The 19802-nt window shown below is 72.0% G+C and carries 18 protein-coding genes; 5 read left to right on the top strand and 13 right to left on the bottom strand.

What is annotated here, in order from left to right; translation table 11 throughout:
* Nucleotides 1–23 precede the first annotated feature (23 nt).
* Nucleotides 24–1889: an anthranilate synthase family protein gene (locus tag ACFPIH_RS05565; protein ID WP_381175438.1), complete on the top strand. Its 1866-nt coding sequence runs from the start codon at nt 24–26 to the stop codon at nt 1887–1889.
* Here ACFPIH_RS05565 and ACFPIH_RS05560 read toward each other — a convergent pair.
* From ACFPIH_RS05560 to ACFPIH_RS05545, 4 genes are read right to left on the bottom strand one after another with little or no spacing between them, the layout of a single operon-like run.
* Nucleotides 1886–2914, bottom strand: a complete 1029-nt coding sequence (locus ACFPIH_RS05560; RefSeq protein ID WP_381175440.1) for a 6-phosphofructokinase — start codon at nt 2912–2914, stop codon at nt 1886–1888. The genes ACFPIH_RS05565 and ACFPIH_RS05560 overlap by 4 nt on opposite strands.
* 53 nt (nt 2915–2967) lie before the next feature.
* A complete protein-coding gene (locus ACFPIH_RS05555; protein WP_381175443.1) occupies nt 2968–3630 on the bottom strand; it encodes a response regulator in 663 nt (220 codons plus the stop codon).
* Nucleotides 3627–4847, bottom strand: coding sequence for a MacS family sensor histidine kinase (gene macS / locus ACFPIH_RS05550; RefSeq protein ID WP_381175445.1), 1221 nt, complete (start codon nt 4845–4847; stop codon nt 3627–3629). Before macS ends, ACFPIH_RS05555 begins: the two co-directional genes overlap by 4 nt.
* A 44-nt stretch (nt 4848–4891) precedes the next feature.
* Nucleotides 4892–5629, bottom strand: a complete 738-nt coding sequence (locus ACFPIH_RS05545) for a lysophospholipid acyltransferase family protein (protein WP_381175447.1) — start codon at nt 5627–5629, stop codon at nt 4892–4894.
* A 193-nt stretch (nt 5630–5822) separates the two neighbouring features.
* Here ACFPIH_RS05545 and ACFPIH_RS05540 point away from each other — a divergent pair, with 193 nt between their 5' ends.
* Nucleotides 5823–6602, top strand: coding sequence for an alpha/beta hydrolase (locus ACFPIH_RS05540; protein ID WP_381175449.1), 780 nt, complete (start codon nt 5823–5825; stop codon nt 6600–6602).
* Complete coding sequence (locus ACFPIH_RS05535) at nt 6595–7263, top strand: hypothetical protein (protein WP_381175451.1); 669 nt, start codon at nt 6595–6597, stop codon at nt 7261–7263. The genes ACFPIH_RS05540 and ACFPIH_RS05535 overlap by 8 nt, the downstream gene beginning before the upstream one ends.
* Here the strand turns inward: ACFPIH_RS05535 and ACFPIH_RS05530 are convergent.
* The 6 genes from ACFPIH_RS05530 to ACFPIH_RS05505 form a co-directional block, all read right to left on the bottom strand.
* Nucleotides 7260–8015 carry an endonuclease/exonuclease/phosphatase family protein gene (locus ACFPIH_RS05530; protein ID WP_381175453.1) on the bottom strand — a complete coding sequence of 252 codons (756 nt, stop codon included), beginning with the start codon at nt 8013–8015 and terminating at the stop codon, nt 7260–7262. The two genes, ACFPIH_RS05535 and ACFPIH_RS05530, sit on opposite strands and share 4 nt — an antisense overlap.
* A 124-nt stretch (nt 8016–8139) precedes the next feature.
* Entirely contained in the window at nt 8140–9093 is a 954-nt protein-coding gene (locus ACFPIH_RS05525; RefSeq protein WP_381175455.1) for an ROK family glucokinase, read from the bottom strand.
* Between the two features lie 91 nt (nt 9094–9184).
* Nucleotides 9185–9715, bottom strand: coding sequence for a DUF5304 domain-containing protein (locus ACFPIH_RS05520; RefSeq protein ID WP_381175457.1), 531 nt, complete (start codon nt 9713–9715; stop codon nt 9185–9187).
* Nucleotides 9716–9793: 78 nt separating this feature from the next.
* Nucleotides 9794–10957 carry an ArsA family ATPase gene (locus ACFPIH_RS05515; RefSeq protein ID WP_381175459.1) on the bottom strand — a complete coding sequence of 388 codons (1164 nt, stop codon included), beginning with the start codon at nt 10955–10957 and terminating at the stop codon, nt 9794–9796.
* Nucleotides 10958–11006: 49 nt separating this feature from the next.
* Nucleotides 11007–11447: an SRPBCC family protein gene (locus ACFPIH_RS05510; protein WP_381175461.1), complete on the bottom strand. Its 441-nt coding sequence runs from the start codon at nt 11445–11447 to the stop codon at nt 11007–11009.
* A gap of 80 nt (nt 11448–11527) precedes the next feature.
* On the bottom strand, nt 11528–12283 hold the full coding sequence (locus ACFPIH_RS05505; RefSeq protein ID WP_381175577.1) for a metallophosphoesterase family protein: 756 nt from the start codon (nt 12281–12283) through the stop codon (nt 11528–11530).
* 294 nt (nt 12284–12577) lie between these two features.
* On the opposite strand from ACFPIH_RS05505, the gene ACFPIH_RS05500 reads away from it, so the two are divergent.
* Entirely contained in the window at nt 12578–14374 is a 1797-nt protein-coding gene (locus tag ACFPIH_RS05500) for an AMP-dependent synthetase/ligase (protein ID WP_381175463.1), read from the top strand.
* 19 nt (nt 14375–14393) lie between these two features.
* Here the strand turns inward: ACFPIH_RS05500 and ACFPIH_RS05495 are convergent, their stop codons facing one another.
* Both ACFPIH_RS05495 and ACFPIH_RS05490 read right to left on the bottom strand, forming a co-directional pair.
* A complete protein-coding gene (locus ACFPIH_RS05495) occupies nt 14394–16010 on the bottom strand; it encodes a GMC oxidoreductase (RefSeq protein WP_465270365.1) in 1617 nt (538 codons plus the stop codon).
* 90 nt (nt 16011–16100) lie between these two features.
* Nucleotides 16101–17243 carry a glycosyltransferase family 4 protein gene (locus tag ACFPIH_RS05490; protein WP_381175467.1) on the bottom strand — a complete coding sequence of 381 codons (1143 nt, stop codon included), beginning with the start codon at nt 17241–17243 and terminating at the stop codon, nt 16101–16103.
* Between the two features lie 77 nt (nt 17244–17320).
* Here ACFPIH_RS05490 and ACFPIH_RS05485 point away from each other — a divergent pair, with 77 nt between their 5' ends.
* Nucleotides 17321–18562 (top strand): glycosyltransferase 87 family protein, encoded by a 1242-nt coding sequence (locus ACFPIH_RS05485; protein WP_381175469.1) that lies wholly within the window; start codon nt 17321–17323, stop codon nt 18560–18562.
* Here ACFPIH_RS05485 and ACFPIH_RS05480 read toward each other — a convergent pair.
* Nucleotides 18550–19764, bottom strand: a complete 1215-nt coding sequence (locus tag ACFPIH_RS05480; protein ID WP_381175471.1) for a hypothetical protein — start codon at nt 19762–19764, stop codon at nt 18550–18552. The genes ACFPIH_RS05485 and ACFPIH_RS05480 overlap by 13 nt on opposite strands.
* Nucleotides 19765–19802: the final 38 nt, after the last annotated feature.

Genomic DNA, 19802 nt, shown 5'->3' with positions numbered 1-19802 from the left:
ATGACATCGACGACAGAGGAACCATGGACCTGACACAGCTGGTGCACGACGAACGCCCCTTCGCCCTGCTGCGCCGCCGCACCCCGGGCCACGACGAGAACACCGTGGAGGTGTTCCTCGGCCCGGTCACCTCCTACGACCGGCTCGCCGACCTCCCCGACGAGGGCCTCGCGCTCGTCCCGTTCCGGCAGATCCGCGAGCGCGGCTTCGACGTCCGTGACGACGGCACCCCGCTGGCGGTCCTGAGGCCCGAGGAGATCCACACACTGACGCTGGAAGCGGCCCTCGCCCAGCTCCCCACCCATGAGGTCCGCGTCCGGGCCGGCGGCTTCGACGTCGGGGACGAGGAGTACGGCGAGATCGTCGGGCGGGTGCTGCGGGACGAGATCGGGCGGGGCGAGGGCGCGAACTTCGTGATCCGGCGGACGTACGAGGGTGAGATCGCCGGATTCGGCAGGGCCGACGCGCTCGCGCTGTTCCGGCGGCTCCTCGAGGGCGAGCGGGGCGCGTACTGGACGTTCGTCGTGCACACCGGGGAGCGGACGCTGGTCGGCGCCAGTCCGGAGGTGCACGTCCGGATGTCCGGCGGCACGGTCGTCATGAACCCGATCAGCGGCACGTACCGCTATCCGGCCGAGGGGCCGACACCCGAGCAGCTGCTGGGGTTCCTCGCGGACGGCAAGGAGATCGAGGAGCTGTCGATGGTCGTCGACGAGGAGCTCAAGATGATGTGCACGGTCGGCGACATGGGCGGGGTGGTGATCGGGCCGCGGCTGAAGGAGATGGCCCACCTCGCGCACACCGAGTACGAGCTGCGGGGCAAGTCCTCGCTGGACGTGCGCGAGGTGCTCAGGGAGACCATGTTCGCGGCGACCGTCACGGGCTCGCCGGTGCAGAACGCCTGCCGGGTCATCGAGCGGTACGAGCCCGGGGGCCGTGGCTACTACGCGGGCGCGCTTGCCCTGCTGGGCCGGGACTCGGGCGGGGCGCAGACCCTGGACTCCCCCATCCTCATCCGGACCGCCGACATCTCCTCCCAAGGTCACCTGCGGGTGCCGGTCGGCGCCACGCTCGTCCGGGGCTCGGACCCGGCGGGCGAGGTCGCGGAGACACACGCGAAGGCGGCGGGGGTGCTGGCCGCTCTGGGAGTACGTCCGTCCCGGCCGCGCGCGGAGGCGGTACGGCCGCGGCTCGCCGACGATCCGCGGGTGCGGGCCGCGCTGGACGGCCGGCGGGCCTCGCTCGCGCCGTTCTGGCTGCGGATGCAGGAGCGGACCGAGGAGCTCGCCGGGCACGCGCTGGTCGTGGACGGCGAGGACACCTTCACGGCGATGCTCGCGCATGTGCTGCGGTCCGGCGGTCTCGACGTCACCGTCCGGCGCTACGACGAGCCCGGGCTGCGGGACGCCGTGCTCGCACACGAGGGACCGGTGGTGCTGGGCCCCGGCCCCGGTGACCCGTCCGACCTCACCGACCCGAAGATGCGGTTCCTGCGGGACCTCACCGCCCGGGTGCTGCGCGAGCACCGGCACGGGGTCCTCGGCGTCTGCCTCGGGCACGAGCTGGTCGCGGCCGAGCTGGGGCTGGACATCGTACGGAAGGAGGTGCCGTACCAGGGGGCGCAGACGGCCGTGGACCTGTTCGGGCGGGCGGAGACGGTCGGGTTCTACAACAGCTTCGTGGCGCGCTGCGACGACGAGACCGCGGCCGAGCTGTCCGCGCACGGCATCGAGGTGAGCCGGGCCGCGAACGGTGAGGTGCACGCGGTACGCGCGCCCGGGTTCGCCGGGGTGCAGTTCCATCCGGAGTCGGTGCTGACGCTGAACGGGGCGGTGATCGTGCGGGAGCTGATGGGGGCGCTGCGGCCGGTGGGCCGGGAAGGGGCCTAGCCGAAGAAGACGCCGACCTCCGCGTACAGCTCCGGGTTCACGGTCTTCAGGCGGGCCGTGGCCTGCGCGAGCGGTACGCGGACGATGTCCGTGCCGCGCAGGGCGACCATCGTGCCGAAGTCGCCCTCGTGGACGGCGTCGACGGCGTGCAGGCCGAACCGGGTGGCGAGCCAGCGGTCGAAGGCGCTGGGGGTGCCGCCGCGCTGGACGTGCCCGAGGACGGTGGTGCGGGCCTCGTTGCCGGTGCGCCGTTCGATCTCCTTGCTGAGCCACTCGCCTACGCCGGACAGCCGGACGTGTCCGAAGGAGTCCAGCGAGCCGTCCTTGAGGACCAGGTCGCCGTCCTTGGGCATCGCGCCCTCGGCGACGACCACGATCGGCGCGTAGGAGGCGCGGAAGCGGGAGTTCACCCAGGCGCAGACCTGGTCGACGTCGAAGCGCTGTTCCGGGATGAGGATGACGTTGGCGCCGCCGGCCAGGCCGGAGTGCAGGGCGATCCAGCCTGCGTGGCGGCCCATCACCTCGACGACAAGGACGCGCATATGGGACTCGGCGGTGGTGTGCAGCCGGTCGATGGCCTCGGTGGCGATGTTGACAGCGGTGTCGAAGCCGAAGGTGTAGTCGGTGGCGGAGAGGTCGTTGTCGATCGTCTTGGGGACGCCGACGCAGCGGACGGCGTGGTCGGCACAGAGCCGGGCGGCGACGCCGAGGGTGTCCTCGCCACCGATCGTGATCAGCGCCTCGATCCGCTGCTCGGCCAGGGTCTGCCTGATGCGGGCGACGCCGTCCTCCTCCTTCAGCGGGTTGGTCCGCGAGGAGCCGAGGATGGTGCCGCCCCGGGGCAGGATGCCGCGCACGGCCGGGATGTCGAGGCGGACCGACCGCCCGTCGAGGAGACCCCGCCAGCCGTCCCGGAAGCCGGTGAACTCATGGCCGTACTCCTGGACGCCCTTGCGGACGACGGCCCTGATTACGGCGTTGAGACCCGGGCAGTCCCCGCCCCCGGTCAGTACTCCGACGCGCATGGAAGTGTCCCTTCACTGCGGTTGGCTGACGCAGTGTCAGTGTCGCGCGCGCCTCACTCGTCGTCGAGGCCCCGCTCGATCGCGTACCGGACGAGTTCCACCCTGTTGTGCAACTGGAGCTTGCCGAGGGTGTTCTGGACGTGGTTCTGGACCGTGCGGTGGGAGATGACGAGGCGTTCGGCGATCTGCTTGTAGCTCAGACCCTTGGCGACCAGCCGCAGCACCTCGGTCTCGCGGTCGGTCAGGCGCGGCGTGGCCGGCTCGTCGGTGCCGGACGCGGGGCCCGGGTCGGAGGCGAGGCGCCGGTACTCGCCGAGGACCAGTCCGGCGAGGCCCGGGGTGAACACCGGGTCGCCTACGGCGGTACGGCGCACCGCGTCTAGGAGTTCCTCGGTGGACGCCGACTTCAGCAGATAGCCGGTCGCGCCGGACTTCACCGCCTCCAGCACGTCGGCGTGCTCGCCGCTCGCGGACAGCACCAGGACGCGCAGCGCCGGGTTGTCGGCGACGACCTCCTTGCACACCTGCACCCCGGGCTTGGCCGGCAGGTTGAGGTCCAGGACCAGCACGTCGGGCATGGTGGCCCTGGCCCGCCGCACGGCCTGTTCGCCGTCGCTCGCCGTGGCCACCACGTCGTAGCCGGACTCGGCGAGGTCCCGGGCGACCGCGTCCCGCCACATCGGATGGTCGTCGACCACCATGACCTTGATGCTCATCGACTGCTGTCCTTCCCCGGTGCGGCCTTCGGCACGGTCAACTCCACTTCGGTGCCCTGTCCGGGCGTCGAGATCAGCTCGGCGCGTCCGCCGAGGTCGCGCAGCCGGCCGCGGATCGACTGGGCGACCCCGAGCCGCCCCTCGCCCTCGGCCTGCACGAGCCGCCCGTCCGGGATGCCGGGCCCGTCGTCCCGTACGGTGACGATGACCGCGTCGGGCTCGTCCTCGACCAGGATCCAGGCGCGGGCGTCGTCCCCGGCGTGCCTGTGCACGTTGTCCAGCGCGGCGCCGACGGCGGCGGCCAGCTCCCGTGCGGCGGGCGGGGGCAGCAGCACCGGCGCGCCGGGCTCGGCGAGGGCGACCCGGGCGGCGGCGTACGGGGCGAGCAGGGCACGCAGGTCGGCGGGGGCGTCGCGCTCGCCGGTGTCCTCGTCCACCACGCGTACGACGGCCCCCTCGGCCTCGTCCTCCGACACCCGGGAGACCGGGACCAGGCCGCCGGAGACCAGGGTGCGCAGCGCGATCTCCTGCTCGCCGGCCATCCGGCCCAGCTCGGCCGCCTCGCCGCCGATGACCACGCCGCGCCGCTGCACCATGGCCAGCACCTGGAGCACACCGTCGTGGATGTCCCGGGCGAGCCGCTCACGTTCCCTGGTCGCGGCCTCGATCTCCAGGGCGCGGGCGAGGGTGCGCTCGGAGGCGCGGGCGACCTGGACGACGTATCCGATGGCGATGGAGGCGACCCAGACGAGGATCACGTTGTGGACGGTGTCGCGGGCCGGGTGGCCGCGCTCGATCAGGTTGGCGGCGGCGACCGGCGTGGAGGCGAAGGCGGCCCAGCGCCAGCCGCCCTTGATGGCGAAGGCGAGGACCGATCCTGCCGTCCATATCGACGGCAGGGTGGGTCCGCCGCGGTCGATGTGCTGCTGGGTGACGACCAGCGGGGTCAGGACGATGCCGGTGAGCGCGACCGCGAGGTCGACGGTGAGGAAGCGCTTGGTGCAGGCGGCCGCGTTCTGCACCCGGGGCAGGGTGGCCAGGGTCCACACGAACAGGACCACGTAGTAGGCGATGGCGATGCCGGGGCGGTCGTAGTCGTCGTAGGCGGAGGCGAACAGGCCGACCGCGTACAGCATCGTCAGGACCCGGTAGGCGGTGAGCGCGCGCCACAGCGGCAGCTCGACCGACATCCGCATGACTCTCTCGCGCCTGGCCATCCCTACCGTCCCCCCGCCCGTCCGCCCGCCCCCCGGCGCGCCGTCTACTGCTCTTTTTCGTTCTTCGTCTGTTCCTTCGCGGCCTTCGCGGCCTTCGCCGCCTCCGCGATCTGCCGCTTGGCCGCGGCCGCGTAGATGTCGACGTACTCCTGGCCGGAGAGCTTCATGATCTCGTACATGACCTCGTCGGTCAGCGCGCGCAGGACGAAGCGGTCGTGGTCCATGCCCTGGTAGCGGGCGAACTCCAGCGGTCTGCCGATGCGGATGCCGGGCCGCATCACCTTCGGGAGGACCTTCCCGGGCGGCTGGATCTTCTCCGTGTCGATCATGGCGACCGGGATGACGGGCGCGCCGGTGGCGAGCGCCACGCGCGCGAGGCCGCCAGGTTTGCCGCGGTAGAGGCGGCCGTCGGGCGAGCGGGTGCCCTCCGGGTAGATCCCGAACAGCTCGCCGCGCTCCAGGACCTCTATCCCGCTCCTGATCGCGGCCTCGCCGGCGCCGCGCGCGCCGGAGCGGTCCACCGGGAGCTGGCCGACGCCCTTGAAGAAGGCCGCCGTCAGCCGGCCCTTCAGGCCGGGCGTGGTGAAGTACTCGGCCTTCGCGATGAAGGTGACCTTGCGGTCCAGGACCGCGGGCAGGAAGAACGAGTCCGAGAAGGACAGGTGGTTGCTCGCCAGGATCGCGGGGCCCTCGGCGGGGATGTGCTCCAGGCCCTCCACCCACGGCCTGAAGGTGACCTTGAGCGGTCCCCCGACAGCAACCTTCATCGCGCCGTACAACAACCGAGTGCCTCCTGTATGTGTGCCTCAGACCTTAACCCGCTGTGGCGGCAAAGGCTCCGACGGCCCTGGTCGGTGTCAGTGGGGTCGCGTACCGTGAACCACACGTCGTGAACCACACGTATCTCCCTTGCAGATCCCTTTGCCGATCCTTGTAGACGATCCCTGTAGAACAGACGAAGACAGGAGACCGAAGGTGCCGGTCCTTCCTGGAGCCGAGCCGTACCGCCGCGAGGGCGGGGAGGTCGGAGTCCTCCTCTGCCACGGCTTCACCGGTTCCCCGCAGTCGCTTCGCCCCTGGGCCCGGTATCTGTCCGGGCGGGGCCTGACCGTCTCCCTGCCGCTGCTGCCCGGGCACGGCACACGCTGGGAGGACATGGCCCTCACCGGCTGGCCCGACTGGTACGCGGAGGTGGACCGCGAGCTGCGCGCCCTGCGCGAGAGGTGCGCGACGGTGTTCGTGGCCGGGCTGTCCATGGGCGGCGCGCTGGCGCTGCGGCTGGCCGCGAAGCACGGCGCGGATGTCGAGGGCGTGATCGTCGTCAACCCCGCGAACAAGGTGCACGGCCTGGCCGCGTACGCACTTCCGGTGGCCCGTCATCTCGTGCGGTCCACGAAGGGGATCACGAGCGACATCGCCAAGGAGGGCGTCGAGGAGATCGGGTACGACCGGGTGCCGCTGCACTCGGCGCACTCCCTGCGGAACTTCTTCCGGCAGGTCGACGGCGAACTGCCCCAGGTCACCCAGCCGCTGCTGCTTCTGCACAGCGAGCAGGACCATGTCGTGCCGCCGGCCGACTCGGCCCGGATCCTGGGCCGGGTGTCCTCGGCGGACGTGACCGAGATCCTGCTGGAACAGAGCTACCACGTGGCAACGTTGGACCACGATGCGGACCGGATCTTCGAGGAGAGCTACGCGTTCATCGCCCGGATCGCGCCCAGTGTCGGCAAGGAAGGGACGGCCGTAGGTGGCTGAGCACGACTCCGACCGCGAGGACCGGGAGAACCGGGAGGAGCGGGACGGCCCGGAGGGCCTGGAGGGCCTCGGCGCCCGTCGGGACCAGGAGCCGGAGGAGCAGAGTGTGCCCTTCGACGAGGAGGCCGCGTGGGCGGCGATCGTCGCGGGCTACGGCGAGGAGCCGGCGGACCCGCCGGGGGCCAAGCCGTTCAAGTCGATCGAGGATCTGGCGCTGCTGGAGCCCGAGGCCAACGACGCCGTGGGCTCGGCCGAGCCGGCTGAGTCCGTGAAGGAGGGCGACGACTCGCGCGACGAGGAGGAGCCGAAACCGGCCAAGCCTCTGGGTGGCTCCATCTCCTTCGCGCCGGGGGTCGGCCCGCGCGACTACTCGGCGCCGGAGCCCGCCGAGGAGGACTTCGACGAGGACGACGAGGGCCACTTCGTCCCGCCGGAGCCGCCGCCGCTGCCCGCCGCCGACACCACGGCCAAGTTCGCCTGGCTCGGGGTGATCGGCGGGCCGATCCTGCTTCTGCTGGCGGTGCTGCTCGGCTGGGACATGACGTGGTGGCTGACGACGGTCTGCGTCGGCGGCTTCCTCGGCGGCTTCGCCACGCTGGTGATACGGATGCGGCCGGACGACGAGGACGACGAGAACCCCGGGCGGGGAGCAGTGGTCTAGGAGACCGGTGAAGCGGGGATTCTGAGGGCGGCCAGGACGGGCAGATGGTCCGTGGCCGTTCTCAGGTCGTTCTCGGTGATGCCCGGGAGGCCGTGGGGCACTCCGCAGCCCAGGACCTCCACGCCCTTCGTCGCGAAGACGCCGTCGATCCGGCGGTTCGGAGCGGTGGCGGGGAAGGTGTGCTCGGCGGCCCAGGGCGCGGTCGTGCGGCAGTCCTGGAGGGTGGCGGCGAGGCGGGTGAAGGCGGGGCCGTCGGGGCGCTCGTTGATGTCTCCGCCCGCGACGGCGTGCTCCACGCCCATTCCGGCGAGGCGGTCGAGGAGCATCCCGCTCTGTTCGAGGCGCTCGCTCCTGTCCAGGCTGAGGTGACAGCTGAGCACGCCGAGCCGGGCGCCCCCGAAGCGGACGACGGCCGTCGCGAAGCCTCGCCGGTGGTGGCCGGGGGTGAGGGGCAGGAGGACGTCCTCGGTGCGCTCGACGGTGGCCCGTAGCGTGCAGAGGATCGCGGGGCCGGCCGCGGTGGCGCCGCCGGTGAGGATCACCTGGCCGGTGGCTGCGGCGAGGCGGGCGAGCTTCTTGCGCCAGCGGAAGAAGAGGGGGGATTCCTGGAGGAGGACCAGGTCGGGGGCGCAGGCAGTGATGACGCGGGCGAGGGCGGTGGTGTCGTCTCGCATGGAGCGGATGTTGTAGGTGAGGACGCGGATGACGGCTGAACCGTCGGGCTCTGTGGCGGAGTTGGGGATGAACGCCATGTGATCAATTTACGCCTATTGGGGAGGGGCGCGAGGTTTGTACGCGGCTGACCGTCCGTCGTGGTTGGTCGCGCAGTTCCCCGCGCCCCTGGGTGGGCACAGTGCGCTGCCCTGAAAGCGAATGTCACATGATCGGGTCGGGTTCTCTCGCCAGGTCCGCCGCGCCCACCAGGCCCGCCTCGTTGCCCAGTTGGGCGGCGATGACGTCGGCGACCGGGCGCCAGTTGCCGCCCACCAGCCAGCGCTTGTAGGACTTGCGGATGGGGTCGAGGACCAGGTCGCCCTCGTCGGAGAGACCGCCGCCGACGATGAAGGCGGACGGGTCGAAGAGGGAGGCGAGGTCGGCGAGGCCCGCGCCGGCCCAGCGGGCGAGTTCGCGGTAGGAGTCGACGGCGACCGGGTCGCCCTGGCGGGCGGCCATGGAGATGTGCTTGCCCTCGATGCCGTCGGGGCTGCCGTCGCCGAGGGCGAGGAGCACCTCGGCCCGCTCGGGAGTGGCGTTGGCGCGCTGCTTGGCGTAGCGGACCAGGGCGCGGCCGGAGGCGTACTGCTCCCAGCAGCCCTGCGAGCCGCAGCCGCACAGCAGGCCGTCCGGGACCATGCGGATGTGGCCGAACTCGGCGGCGACGCCGAAGTGGCCGCGGCGCAGCTTGTTGCCGATGATGATGCCGCCGCCGAGGCCGGTGCCGAGCGTGATGCAGATGACGTTGCGGTGGCCCTTGCCGGCGCCGAACCTGTACTCGCCCCAGGCCGCGGCGTTGGCGTCGTTCTCCACGACGACGGGGAGGCCCACGCGGGCCTCGACCTTCTCCTTCAGCGGTTCCTGGCGCCAGTCGATGTTGGGCGCGAAGTAGACCGTGGAACGCTGCCGGTTGACGTATCCGGCCGCCCCGATGCCCACGCCGACGATCTCGTGGCCCGCGCGGGCGCCGTCCACCGCCGAGGCGATGGCGTCCACGATGGCCTCGGGCGTGGTGGGGGTCGGCACCTTGAAGGTCGAGAGGATGTTGCCTTCCTCGTCGACCACGCCGGCCGCGATCTTCGTGCCGCCGATGTCGACGCCGATGGTGAGTCCCATGAATCCCTCAGTTCCGGTCGAGCCCCGCTACGGCCAACGGTACCCGAGGCCCTGCCGTGGAATTCCCGTACTTCGCCCGGTGGGCGGGCGCTCAGTCGAGGTCGATCCGCTGGCCCGGGCCCGTGCCCTCGTCTCCCGGGTCGCCCGCCTCGCGGGGGTCGTGCGGGGGCTTCTCGCCGGTCGTCCAGCGCTGTTCCTGGTGCTGGACGGCGGAGCGGTAGGCGGCGAGGAGTTCGCCGCCGGCCGCCGCGAGGTGGTCGAAGACGTCGGGGTTGCGCTCGATGACCGGCTCGACGGCGGCCTTGGCCTGCTGGACGACCTGCCGGACCATCTGCTGGGCGGCGGTTCCGGCGACCGCGCCGAGCAGCGGGGACTGGATGCCGGTGAGCTTGTCGGCGACGGCGTCGACCAGTCTGCGCAGCTCCTCGGCGGCCGAGCCCTCGGGCCGGCCCGGTGCGGAGCGGCGGCGGGCCTTCTCGCGGGCGAGATCCTCGGCGCAGGCGGTGGCCCAGGCGTCGGCGTCGGTCGCGCGGGGCGCCTCGTCGGCGGTACGGGATCCGACGGGCTCGGAGGCGGCGGCCTCTGCCCCGGTGGCGTCGGGAGTGGGACGCTCTTCGCTCATGGCGGACTCCTGGTGGCTCCGGACGGACGCCTTGTTACGGCTCGTCCTTATGACGGTACCCGAACGGGGGTATACCGTTCACCGGCTCTGCGGCCAGAGTCCGGGATCCGGCGCGAACCGGATCCGCAGTTCGCCCTCGCGCAGCGCGGCGCCCTCGACGGTGCAGCGGCGCAGGGCGGAGGGCAGCGGCACGATCCGGCGGAAGGGTCCGGCGGTGAGGACGAGTTCGTCGCCGCGGCGGACGAGGTCCAGCTCGTCCCGTATGGCGCCGGGCAGCGGGAGGCTCCACACGAGCACGCCGTCCTCGGCGATGCGGTCGGTGACGGGCCACCCGACCGGGGAGGTTCCCGGGTTGACGTGGGGGACGTGCAGGGCGGCCAGGTCGTCGGCGCCGCGCGGGTCGTGTCCCAGGTGGGCGACGGCGCGGACCGCGCCCCACTCCTGGAGGGCCTTGTGCTGCTGGGTGACGAGCCGGCCGAGCGGGCCGTCGTCGGCCGCCGTCTCGGGCAGTACCCGGTTGGCGACGAGCGACTCGACGGGCAGCGCGCGCAGGGCGAGGCCGAGGCGGGCGTCCCGGACGGCGTCGGCGCCGGCCGGTCCCGGTTCGGCGACCAGCCGTACGGCGGTGTTCCGGTCGGCGAGGACCGCCTCCACTGCGGCGAGTTCCGTGTCCCAGCGGGCGGTGGTCTCGTACAGCCACTCGGCGGGCATGGGCACCCCGGCCAGCCGGCCGAGGACGGGGCGCAGGGCGCGGGCGGCCTGGCGTTCCGGGGGGAGGAGGCGGCGCAGGTAGCGGCGGAGTTCCTCGGGGAGCGCGAGCAGGGCCAGGGCCTGCGGGGTGGGCGGGAGGTCGACGACGAGGAGGTCGTGCGCCTCGGCGAGGGCGGCGTCCCGCAGGGCGCGCAGCAGGGTGAGTTCCTCGGCGCCGGGGAGGGGGGTGACCTCCTCGGGGTCGAGGCGGGAGGCCCCGAGCAGGTCGAGGACGGTGGTGGCGCGCTCCTGGAAACCGGTGAGGTCATCGCGGAATCCGGCGGTGGCGTCGGGGCGCCAGGCGGTGAGGCCGGGCGCGACCCGCACGGGCTTGGGCCCGGTCGGTACGCCGAGGGCGGCGCCGAGGCTGTCGGTGCGGTCGGCGCCGAGGACGAGGGTCCTTGTCCCGTCGCTCGCCGCCGCCAGCGCGGTGGCCGCGGCGATCGTCGTACGACCGCTGCCGCCGGGGCCGGTGATCATGATGGTGCGCATGAGGGTGAACCGTACCGTCGGCCGACGCTGCGGCCGTCCTGAGACCAGGCTAGCTGCCGGACTCCACCCGCTTCTTCAGGCCTGCCAGCGCCCGGTCGATGATGACCTTCTCCGCCTTGCGCTTGATCATGCCCAGCATGGGGATCTTGACGTCCACCGTCAGCTGGTAGGTGACCTCGGTCGCGCCCGCGCCGGCCGGCTTGAGGAGGTAGGAGCCGTCGAGCTGGCGCAGCATCTGGGACTTGACCAGGGTCCAGGAGACCTCGTGCTCGCCGGCCCAGGTGTAGCCGAGGACCTGGTCGTCCTTGATCGCGCCGGCGTCCATGACCAGGCGGACCTGCTCGGCGCGGCCCTGGTCGTCCTTCTTGAGGACCTCCGCCTGCTTCACCTCGCCGGTCCAGTCGGGGTAGCGGGCGAAGTCCGCGATGACGGCCATGACCTCGGCCGGTGCCGCCTCGATCGTGATGCTCGAGCTGGTGTGTTCCGCCATCGCCGTGGCTCCTCCGGATACGGGCCGGTAAAGGTACGTGGGTGCAGCGTGAAGGCTACCGCGCGCTCACCCTGCGGACTTCACCACTCCAGCGCCCACGGTCTGCCGCTGCCGGCGAAGTGCCCCACGTTCACGCACTCGGTCGCGCCGATCCGCATCCGCGGGGCCAGCGGCTGGTGGACGTGCCCGAACAGCGAGTAGCGGGGCTTCGTGCGGCGGATCGCGTCCAGCAGCGCCCGGCTGCCGCGTTCGAAGCGGCGCGCGACCGTGTCGTAGACGAGTTCCGGCACCTCGGGCGGGATGTGGGTGCACAGCACGTCGACCTCGCCGACGGCCTCGATCTTCGCGGCGTACTCCTCGTCGCTGATCTCGAACGGGGTGCGCATGGGGGTCTTCAGGCCGCCGCCGACGAAGCCGAAGACCCGGCCGCCGATCTCGACGCGCTCGCCGTCGAGGACGGTGGTGCCCTCGCCGGCGTACTCGCGCCAGAGCTGCGGCAGGTCGACGTTGCCGTAGGTGGCGTATGTCGGGGTGGGGAAGGCGGCGAACATCTCGGCGTACTGCTTGCGCACCGCCTGTTCGATGAGCGTGGCGCGGTCGCCGCCGACGCCACCCCAGAGGCGGGCACCGAGTTCGCGGGCCTCCTCGAAGCGGCGGGCGGTGCGCAGTTCGACGAGCCGGTCGGCGTTCTCCTCGCCGAAGAGGTCGGGGAAGATCCCGCGGGAGTGGTCGGCGTAGTCCAGGAACAGGACGAGGTCGCCCAGGCAGATCAGCGCGTCGGCGCCTTCTCCGGCGCGGGCCAGGTCGCGGGCGTTGCCGTGCACGTCACTCACCACGTGTACACGGGTCCTGTGGTTGCCGGCGGGTGTGGATGCCATGGCGATCAAGGGTAGGCGTGTGCGGCAAAGGTGAACAGTACCGACGGAAATAGCGGTTACTGGCCAGTCAGTAAAGGGGTGGACTACCGTACGCGAGGAACATGAATCTGTGTACCAATCTGTGTGACGCAGCGAACATCTCGTCGGACCCCCCTGTCGAAGAGGCCATACCGGCGGGTAACGTCCGGGCAGTCCAGTCGTGCTCAGGTTTTCAACGACCGTGGCGCCGGCGCCCTATGAGGAGCAGCAGTCTTGCGCGAGTTCAGCCTTCCGGCTTTGTACGAGGTCCCAGCGGACGGCAACCTGACCGACATCGTCCGCAGAAACGCCGCGCAGCATCCCGACGTCGCCGTCATCGCCCGTAAGGCGGGCGGCGGATGGCAGGACGTGACGGCCAAGTCCTTCCTGACCGAGGTGGAGGCCGCCGCCAAGGGCCTCATCGCCTCCGGGGTCCAGCCGGGCGACCGGGTCGGCCTGATGTCGCGCACCCGCTACGAGTGGACGCTGCTCGACTTCGCGATCTGGAGCGCGGGCGCGGTGACCGTGCCGGTGTACGAGACCAGTTCGCCGGAGCAGGTGCAGTGGATCCTCTCCGACTCGGGCGCGACGGCCGTGATCGTGGAGCTGGACGGCCACGCCGCCGCCGTCGAGTCGGTGCGGGACACGCTGCCCACACTGAAGCACGTCTGGCAGATCGACGCCGGCGGTGTCGAGGAGCTGGGGCGGCTCGGCAAGGACGTCTCCGACGGGACCGTCGAGGAGCGCGGCTCGCTCGCCAAGGCAGACGACCCGGCGACCATCGTCTACACCTCGGGCACGACCGGCCGGCCCAAGGGCTGTGTGCTGACCCACCGCAGCTTCTTCGCCGAGTGCGGGAACGTGGTGGAACGGCTGCGTCCGCTCTTCCGCACCGGTGAGTGCAGCGTGCTGCTGTTCCTGCCGCTCGCGCACGTCTTCGGCCGGCTGGTGCAGATCGCCCCGATGATGGCGCCGATCAAGCTGGGCATGGTCCCGGACATCAAGAACCTCACCGACGAGCTGGCCTCCTTCCGCCCGACGCTGATCCTGGGCGTGCCGCGGGTCTTCGAGAAGGTGTACAACTCGGCGCGGGCCAAGGCGCAGGCGGACGGCAAGGGCGCGATCTTCGACAAGGCGGCGGACACCGCGATCGCGTACAGCAAGGCGCTGGAGCTGCCGTCGGGCCCGCCGCTCGGTCTGAAGATCAAGCACAAGGTGTTCGACCGGCTGGTCTACAGCAAGCTGCGCGCGGTGCTGGGCGGCAAGGGCGAGTACGCGATCTCCGGCGGTGCCCCGCTGGGCGAGCGGCTCGGCCACTTCTTCCGGGGCATCGGCTTCACCGTCCTGGAGGGCTACGGCCTGACGGAGTCCTGTGCGGCGACCGCGTTCAACCCGTGGGACCGGCAGAAGATCGGCACGGTCGGGCAGCCGCTGCCGGGCTCGGTGGTGCGGATCGCGGACGACGGCGAGGTGCTGCTGCACGGCGAGCACCTGTTCAAGGAGTACTGGAACAACCCGGGTGCGACGGCCGAGGCCCTGGCCGACGGCTGGTTCCACACCGGTGACATCGGCACCCTCGACGAGGACGGCTATCTGCGGATCACCGGCCGCAAGAAGGAGATCATCGTCACGGCGGGCGGCAAGAACGTCGCCCCGGCGGTGATCGAGGACCGGATCCGGGCCCACGCTCTGGTCGCGGAGTGCATGGTGGTGGGCGACGGGCGGCCGTTCGTGGGCGCGCTGGTCACCATCGACGAGGAGTTCCTGGGCCGTTGGGCCGCCGAGCACGGCAAGCCCGCGGGTTCCACCGCGGCGTCGCTGCGGGATGACGCGGACCTGCAGGCCGCGATCCAGTCGGCGATCGACGACGGCAACGCCGCGGTGTCGAAGGCGGAATCGGTGCGGAAGTTCCGCATTCTCCCCTCCCAGTTCACGGAGGACTCGGGCCATCTCACTCCGTCGCTGAAGCTCAAGCGCAACGTCGTCGCGAAGGACTACGCGGCGGAGATCGAGGCGATCTACGCGAAGTAGCCACCTTTCTGACGGAGTCTCATGGCGCGGTGTCCTCGGCGAGGACCCGCGCCATCGTGCGTTCGGCGAGCGCGGTGATGGTGACGAACGGGTTCACCCCGATGTTGCCGGGCACCAGCGAGCCGTCGGTGACGTACAGCTTCGAATAGCCCTTCACCCGGCCGTAGTTGTCGGTGGCCTTCCCCAGCACACAGCCGCCGAGCGGGTGGTAGGTGAAGTCGTCGGCGAAGGTCCTGCTGGGGGTGCCGAAGAGGTCGGACCGGTAGACCGTCGTGTTCGCGGAGTTGATGCGGTCGAAGAGTTTCTTCGCCATGCCGGAGGAGACCGAGCTCTGTGCGGCGCTCCAGTTGAGGTTCAGCGCGCCGTTGGCCCACGAGAACGCGGCGCGCTGCGGGTTCTTGGTGATGGCCAGATAGAGGCTTACCCAGTGTTCGAGGCCGGTCGGCAGCGGGGCGATCTCCGCGAAGACGGGGTTGTCGGTGTTGGCCCAGTCGTCGATGCCCATGACCGGCATGGTCGACTGGTTGGCGCCCACGGTGTCCCACAGGTGGTTGGCCCGGCCGAGCATCACGTTCCCGTTGGGTCCCCAGCCGGCCCCCACGCTCGCGTCCAGCGCCGGGAGCGTGCCCGTCTGCCGGGCCCGCACCAGGAGTTCGCTCGTCCCCAGGCTGCCGCCGCCGAGGAACAGGTAGGTGCAGCCGTACTGCTTGGTCTCGACGACCGCGCCGGTGGCGTCGATGCGGTCGGCGGTCAGCAGCCAGCTGCCGTCGCTCGCCCGGCTGATCCCGCGGACCTTCTCCATGGTGTGGATGGTGACGTTCCCGGTGCCGAGCGCTGCGGCCAGATAACTCTTGTCCAGGCTCTTCTTGCCGTAGTTGTTGCCGTAGATGACCTCCTGTCCGAGGGCGGACTTGACGGCGGTGCCGGCGGCCTCGCGCTGCATGTAACCGAAGTCGTAGACGCTGGGCACGAAGGTGGTCTTCAGACCGGTGTTGGCCGCGTGCTTCCGGGAGACCCGGCTGAACTGGTACCACTCGGTCGACTCGAACCAGGCGGGGTCGATCGTGTTGACGCCGAGCATGGCGCGGGCGCGCGGGAAGTACGTGCTGTACATCTCCGCGGTGTCGACGGTGGGGAACTGCTCGGCGAAGTAGGACTGCAGCGGGGTGACCGCCATCGAGCCGTTGACCAGGGAGCCGCCCCCGACCCCGCGGCCCACGAAGACGGACATGTTGGCGAAGTGCACCCGGTCCAGGACGCCGGGGTAGGGGTTGATGTCCTTGTTGACGACGTCCAGCCACAGGAAGCTGGCCAGCGGCGCCTCGGTGCGGGTCTTGAACCACATGGAGCGCTGGTCGGGGTTGGCGGTGTTGCAGAAGACCTTGCCGTCGGCGCCGGCGGTGTTCCACAGCCGGCCCATCTCGATGACGAGGGTGCGGATGCCGGCCTGGCCGAGGCGGAGGGCGGCGACCGCTGCGCCGTAGCCGGAGCCGACGACGATCGCGGGGGCGGACTCGACCGCGACGGGCTCGTCCGCGTGGGCGGACTGCAGGCCCACCCGGGAGAAACCGAGAGTGGCCGCCGTCTGGAGGGCGGCCATACCAAGTATGTGACGTCTCGTCAGCTGACGCTGCATCAGTTTGGCTGTCATATGCGCAGCATCAGCGCATTGCCGTCGTCCGGGAAGAGGAAAGAGGGAAAAGTCTGGAGCAATGTTCTCGAACGCCTAGAGCAACGTTCTCAACTTCTCCGCGAGGAGATCCCAGCGCCACCTCTCCTCCACCCACCGCCGGCCCCGCTCCCCCATCCGGTGGCGCAGCTCGGCGTCCCCGAGCAGCACGACGATCCGCTCGGCGACATCGGCGGGGGCGCCGCCGCGGACGACCCAGCCCGTCTCCCCGTCGAGCACGGCGTCCGGCGCCCCGCCCGAGTCCCCGGCGACCACGGGCAGCCCGGTCGCCGACGCCTCCAGGTAGACGATCCCGAGCCCCTCCACGTCCAGCCCGCCGCGCCGGGTCCGGCAGGGCATCGCGAAGACGTCCCCGGCTCCGTAGTGCGCGGGCAGCTCGCCCCAGGGCACCGCCCCCGTGAAGCGCACCGAGCCCGCGACCCCGGTCTCCCGCGCCAGCCGGCGCAGATCCGCCCCGTAGGGCCCGCCCCCGACGATCAGCAGCACCGCCTCCGGCTCGGCGGCCAGAATCCGGGGCATGGCCCGGATCAGCGTGTCCTGGCCCTTGCGCGGCACCAGCCGCGAGACGCACACCACCACCGGCCGGCCGGTCAGCCCGAGCCGGGCCCGCACCTCGTCCCCGCCCGAACCGGGATGGAAGGTCTTCTCGTCGACCCCGGGCGGCAGCTGCACCATCCGCCCCGCCGCCGCAGGGCTGAGCGCCGGCGCGATCCGCGAACGCGTGTACTCCCCCAGATAGGTGATCGTGTCGGTGGTCTCCCCGATCCGGCCGAGCAGCTGCCGGGACGCGGGCAGCTGCGCCCATCCGGCCTCGTGCCCGTGGGTCGTCGCCACCAGCCGCTCGGCGCCGGCCTTCCGCAGCGCGGGTGCCATCAGCCCGAGCGGGGCCGCCGCCCCGAACCACACCGAGGCGCACCCGTGCTCCCGCAGCAGCCCCACGGCCCGCCGGGTCGCCCCGGGCGTCGGCAGCAGCATGGTCGTGCGGTCCCGTACGACGGTGAAGGGCTGCTCGGCGTCGAAGGCGGCGGTGGCCGCCACGCCCTCGCGGGACCGCTTCCAGGTGGACGCGTACACGACGAGCCGGTCGGGATCGAGCCGCAGCGCCATGTTGTGCAGGAACGCCTGGATCCCACCGGGCCGAGGCGGAAAGTCGTTGGTCACGATCAGGGTCTTGTGCATCACGGCCGACCCTATCCAAACGCGGTTCACAGGCACGCGGGACCGCGCCTCACAGCCCGCAGGGGGAACATGGGCCCATGGAGACGAAGACCGCGGCGGCCGCTCAGCCGCCGCTGACCTCGCTGCTGACGGCCTGGGGCGTGACCCGGCTCGTGCTGCTGCTGTTCGTCTTCAAGGTGCTCGTCTTCCCCGGCCCGGACGTCACGACCGACGTGTCGTCCATCTACCAGGGCTGGTACGAGGTGCTGCGCACCGGAACGTTCCCGCAGGCCGACGTCACCTGGCAGTACCCGCCCGCCGCCGCCCTCGCGATCCTCTCCCCCGGCCTGCTGCCGTTCCTCGACTACGCGTCCGCGTTCTTCGTCCTGGCCTTCCTCGCCGACCTGGCCACCCTGGTCCTGCTGCTGAACGCGGCCGGGCGCCCGGGCCGCTCGGTGCGTGGCGCCTGGGTCTGGGTGGTCGGCGTCCCGCTCCTGGGCCCCACGGTCTACGCCCGCTACGACGTGATGGTCACGGCGGTCGCGGTGGCCGCCCTCGTCGCGGGCGCCCGCCACCCCCGCCTGATGGGCGCGCTGACCGGCCTGGCCGCTCTGCTGAAGGTATGGCCGGCGCTGCTCCTGGCGGGCGCGGTACGCCGCCGGGCCTGGGCCACGGCCGCGCTGACGGTCGCCGCCCTGTCCGCCCTCTTCGCGCTCACGATGCCCGGCGCGTTCGCCTTCCTCACCTTCCAGCGCGACCGGGGCACCGAGGTGGAGTCGCTCGGCTCCCTCGTCTTCCACCTCGCCCGGCACTTCGGCTGGCAGGGCCAGGTGCTGCTGAACTACGGCTCGGTGGAGTTCCTCGGCCCCGGCGTGGACATGGTGAGCGACGTGGCCCTGTTCCTCACCGCGCTCGCGTTCGGCTGGCTGCTGCTGTGGCGCCTGATGGCCCGCCGGTTCGCCCCGCACACGCTCGCCGACGCGGCCCTCACGGCGGTGCTGCTCTTCACGGTCACCAGCCGGGTGATCAGCCCCCAGTACCTGGTCTGGCTGATCGGCGTGGCGGCGGTCTGCCTGTGCTTCCGCGCGACGCCCATGACCCTCCCCAGCGCCCTCGTCCTCGCGGCCTGCCTCCTGACCGTCCTGGAGTTCCCGGTCCACTTCCGCGACGTGGTCGACAGCACCCCGCTCGGCATCACCCTCCTGTTCCTGCGCAACGGCCTCCTGGTCACCGCCGCCGTCCTGGCCGCCGTACGCCTGTGGCGCTCGACGGTCCCGCCGGCCCCCGTGTCTCCCCTCCCCGACCGGGCGGTACGGGCGACGGCGGGTCAGCCGAGCTGAGTCCGCAGGTAGGCCTGCCAGTCGGCGGTGAAGGCCGCCAGGGACGTGCCCAGGACGCTCCCCAGGGCCCCCTCCACCGCGCCCGCCCGCTGCGGGTGCTCCCCGACCGCCCGGTAGAAGGCGCGGAGCTTCGCCTCGCCCCGGTGTTCGGCGATCAGCCGGCAGGCCAGCCAGCCGCCCTCGTACGCGCGGGCCAGCCGGTCCGGGTCGCCGGAGAAGCCGAAGTCGTCGTCGGCCGGCAGGGCCGAGGGGACGTCGCCGGTGCTGAGCGTCTGCCGGAGTTCGGGGGCGACCTGCCGCGGGGTGCGTCCGGCGGCGCGGTAGCCGACCCAGTCGGCGTACCCCTCGGACAGCCACAGCGGGGTGGCCGCGTCGGTGTGGGCGCGGGTGGCGACATGGGTGGTCTCGTGGGTGAGGACGACCTGCCGGCCGACCGCGCCCAGCTCGGCGTACGCCTCGGGGTTGATGATCACCCGGTCGGCGGGGGCCCGGGCGCCGCCGCCTGTCTCGCCCGTCGTGACCGCGGCGATGCCCCGGTAGGCGGACGCGGGCGAGCCGAGCAGCCCCGCCATGCCGTCCAGCGACTTCGGTACGAGGACGACGACGTGCCCCGCCCAGTCGGTGCCCCAGGCCGCCGTGACCGCCGGGACGGCGGTGTCGGCGAGGGCCGCGAAGGAGCGCAGCCGGGCGGCCGGCTGTCCGACGCCCAGGACGAGGCTGTGAGCGCCCCGTACGGCGGTCACCACGCCCTGGTCCCAGAGCTGCTCGCCGGCCGTCCCCGCGGGCCTCTCCGAGGCCACGGACCAGCGCCCTGCCGTGTCCTGGGCCAGACCCAGGGTGCGGGCGGCGGTCACGGGGGCCTTGTCGTAGCCCTCCACGCGGTAGCTCAGCTCGGCGTCGGCGGTCACGGAGTCCCCGTCGCGGCCGACGCCGGTCACCTCGTACGACCAGGCGGCGAGCGGTACGGCCGCCGGCCCGGCGTATCCGGTACGGGTCCCGGTCGCCGCGTAGGCGCGGGGGTCGTGGTCGAGGACGGCGGCGGCCCGCCGGTCGAGGAGCCGCTGCACGTCGGCCCGCGAGGGGCTGTCGGTCGCGGGGGCCCCGCCGCAGGAGACCAGCCCGGCCAGGCCGGCCAGGAGCAGGCAGAGGCAGAGACGGAGCCCGAGGGTTCCGGATCCGCGTACCCGTCCGCGATCAGCCATTCTCCCGATCGTACGGCGGCCACCCGGGGCGGGCCTCG

Source organism: Streptomyces vulcanius (assembly GCF_042653945.1).
GTDB lineage: Bacteria > Actinomycetota > Actinomycetes > Streptomycetales > Streptomycetaceae > Streptomyces > Streptomyces mangrovi.
This window is presented reverse-complemented; position numbering and strand designations above follow the sequence as displayed.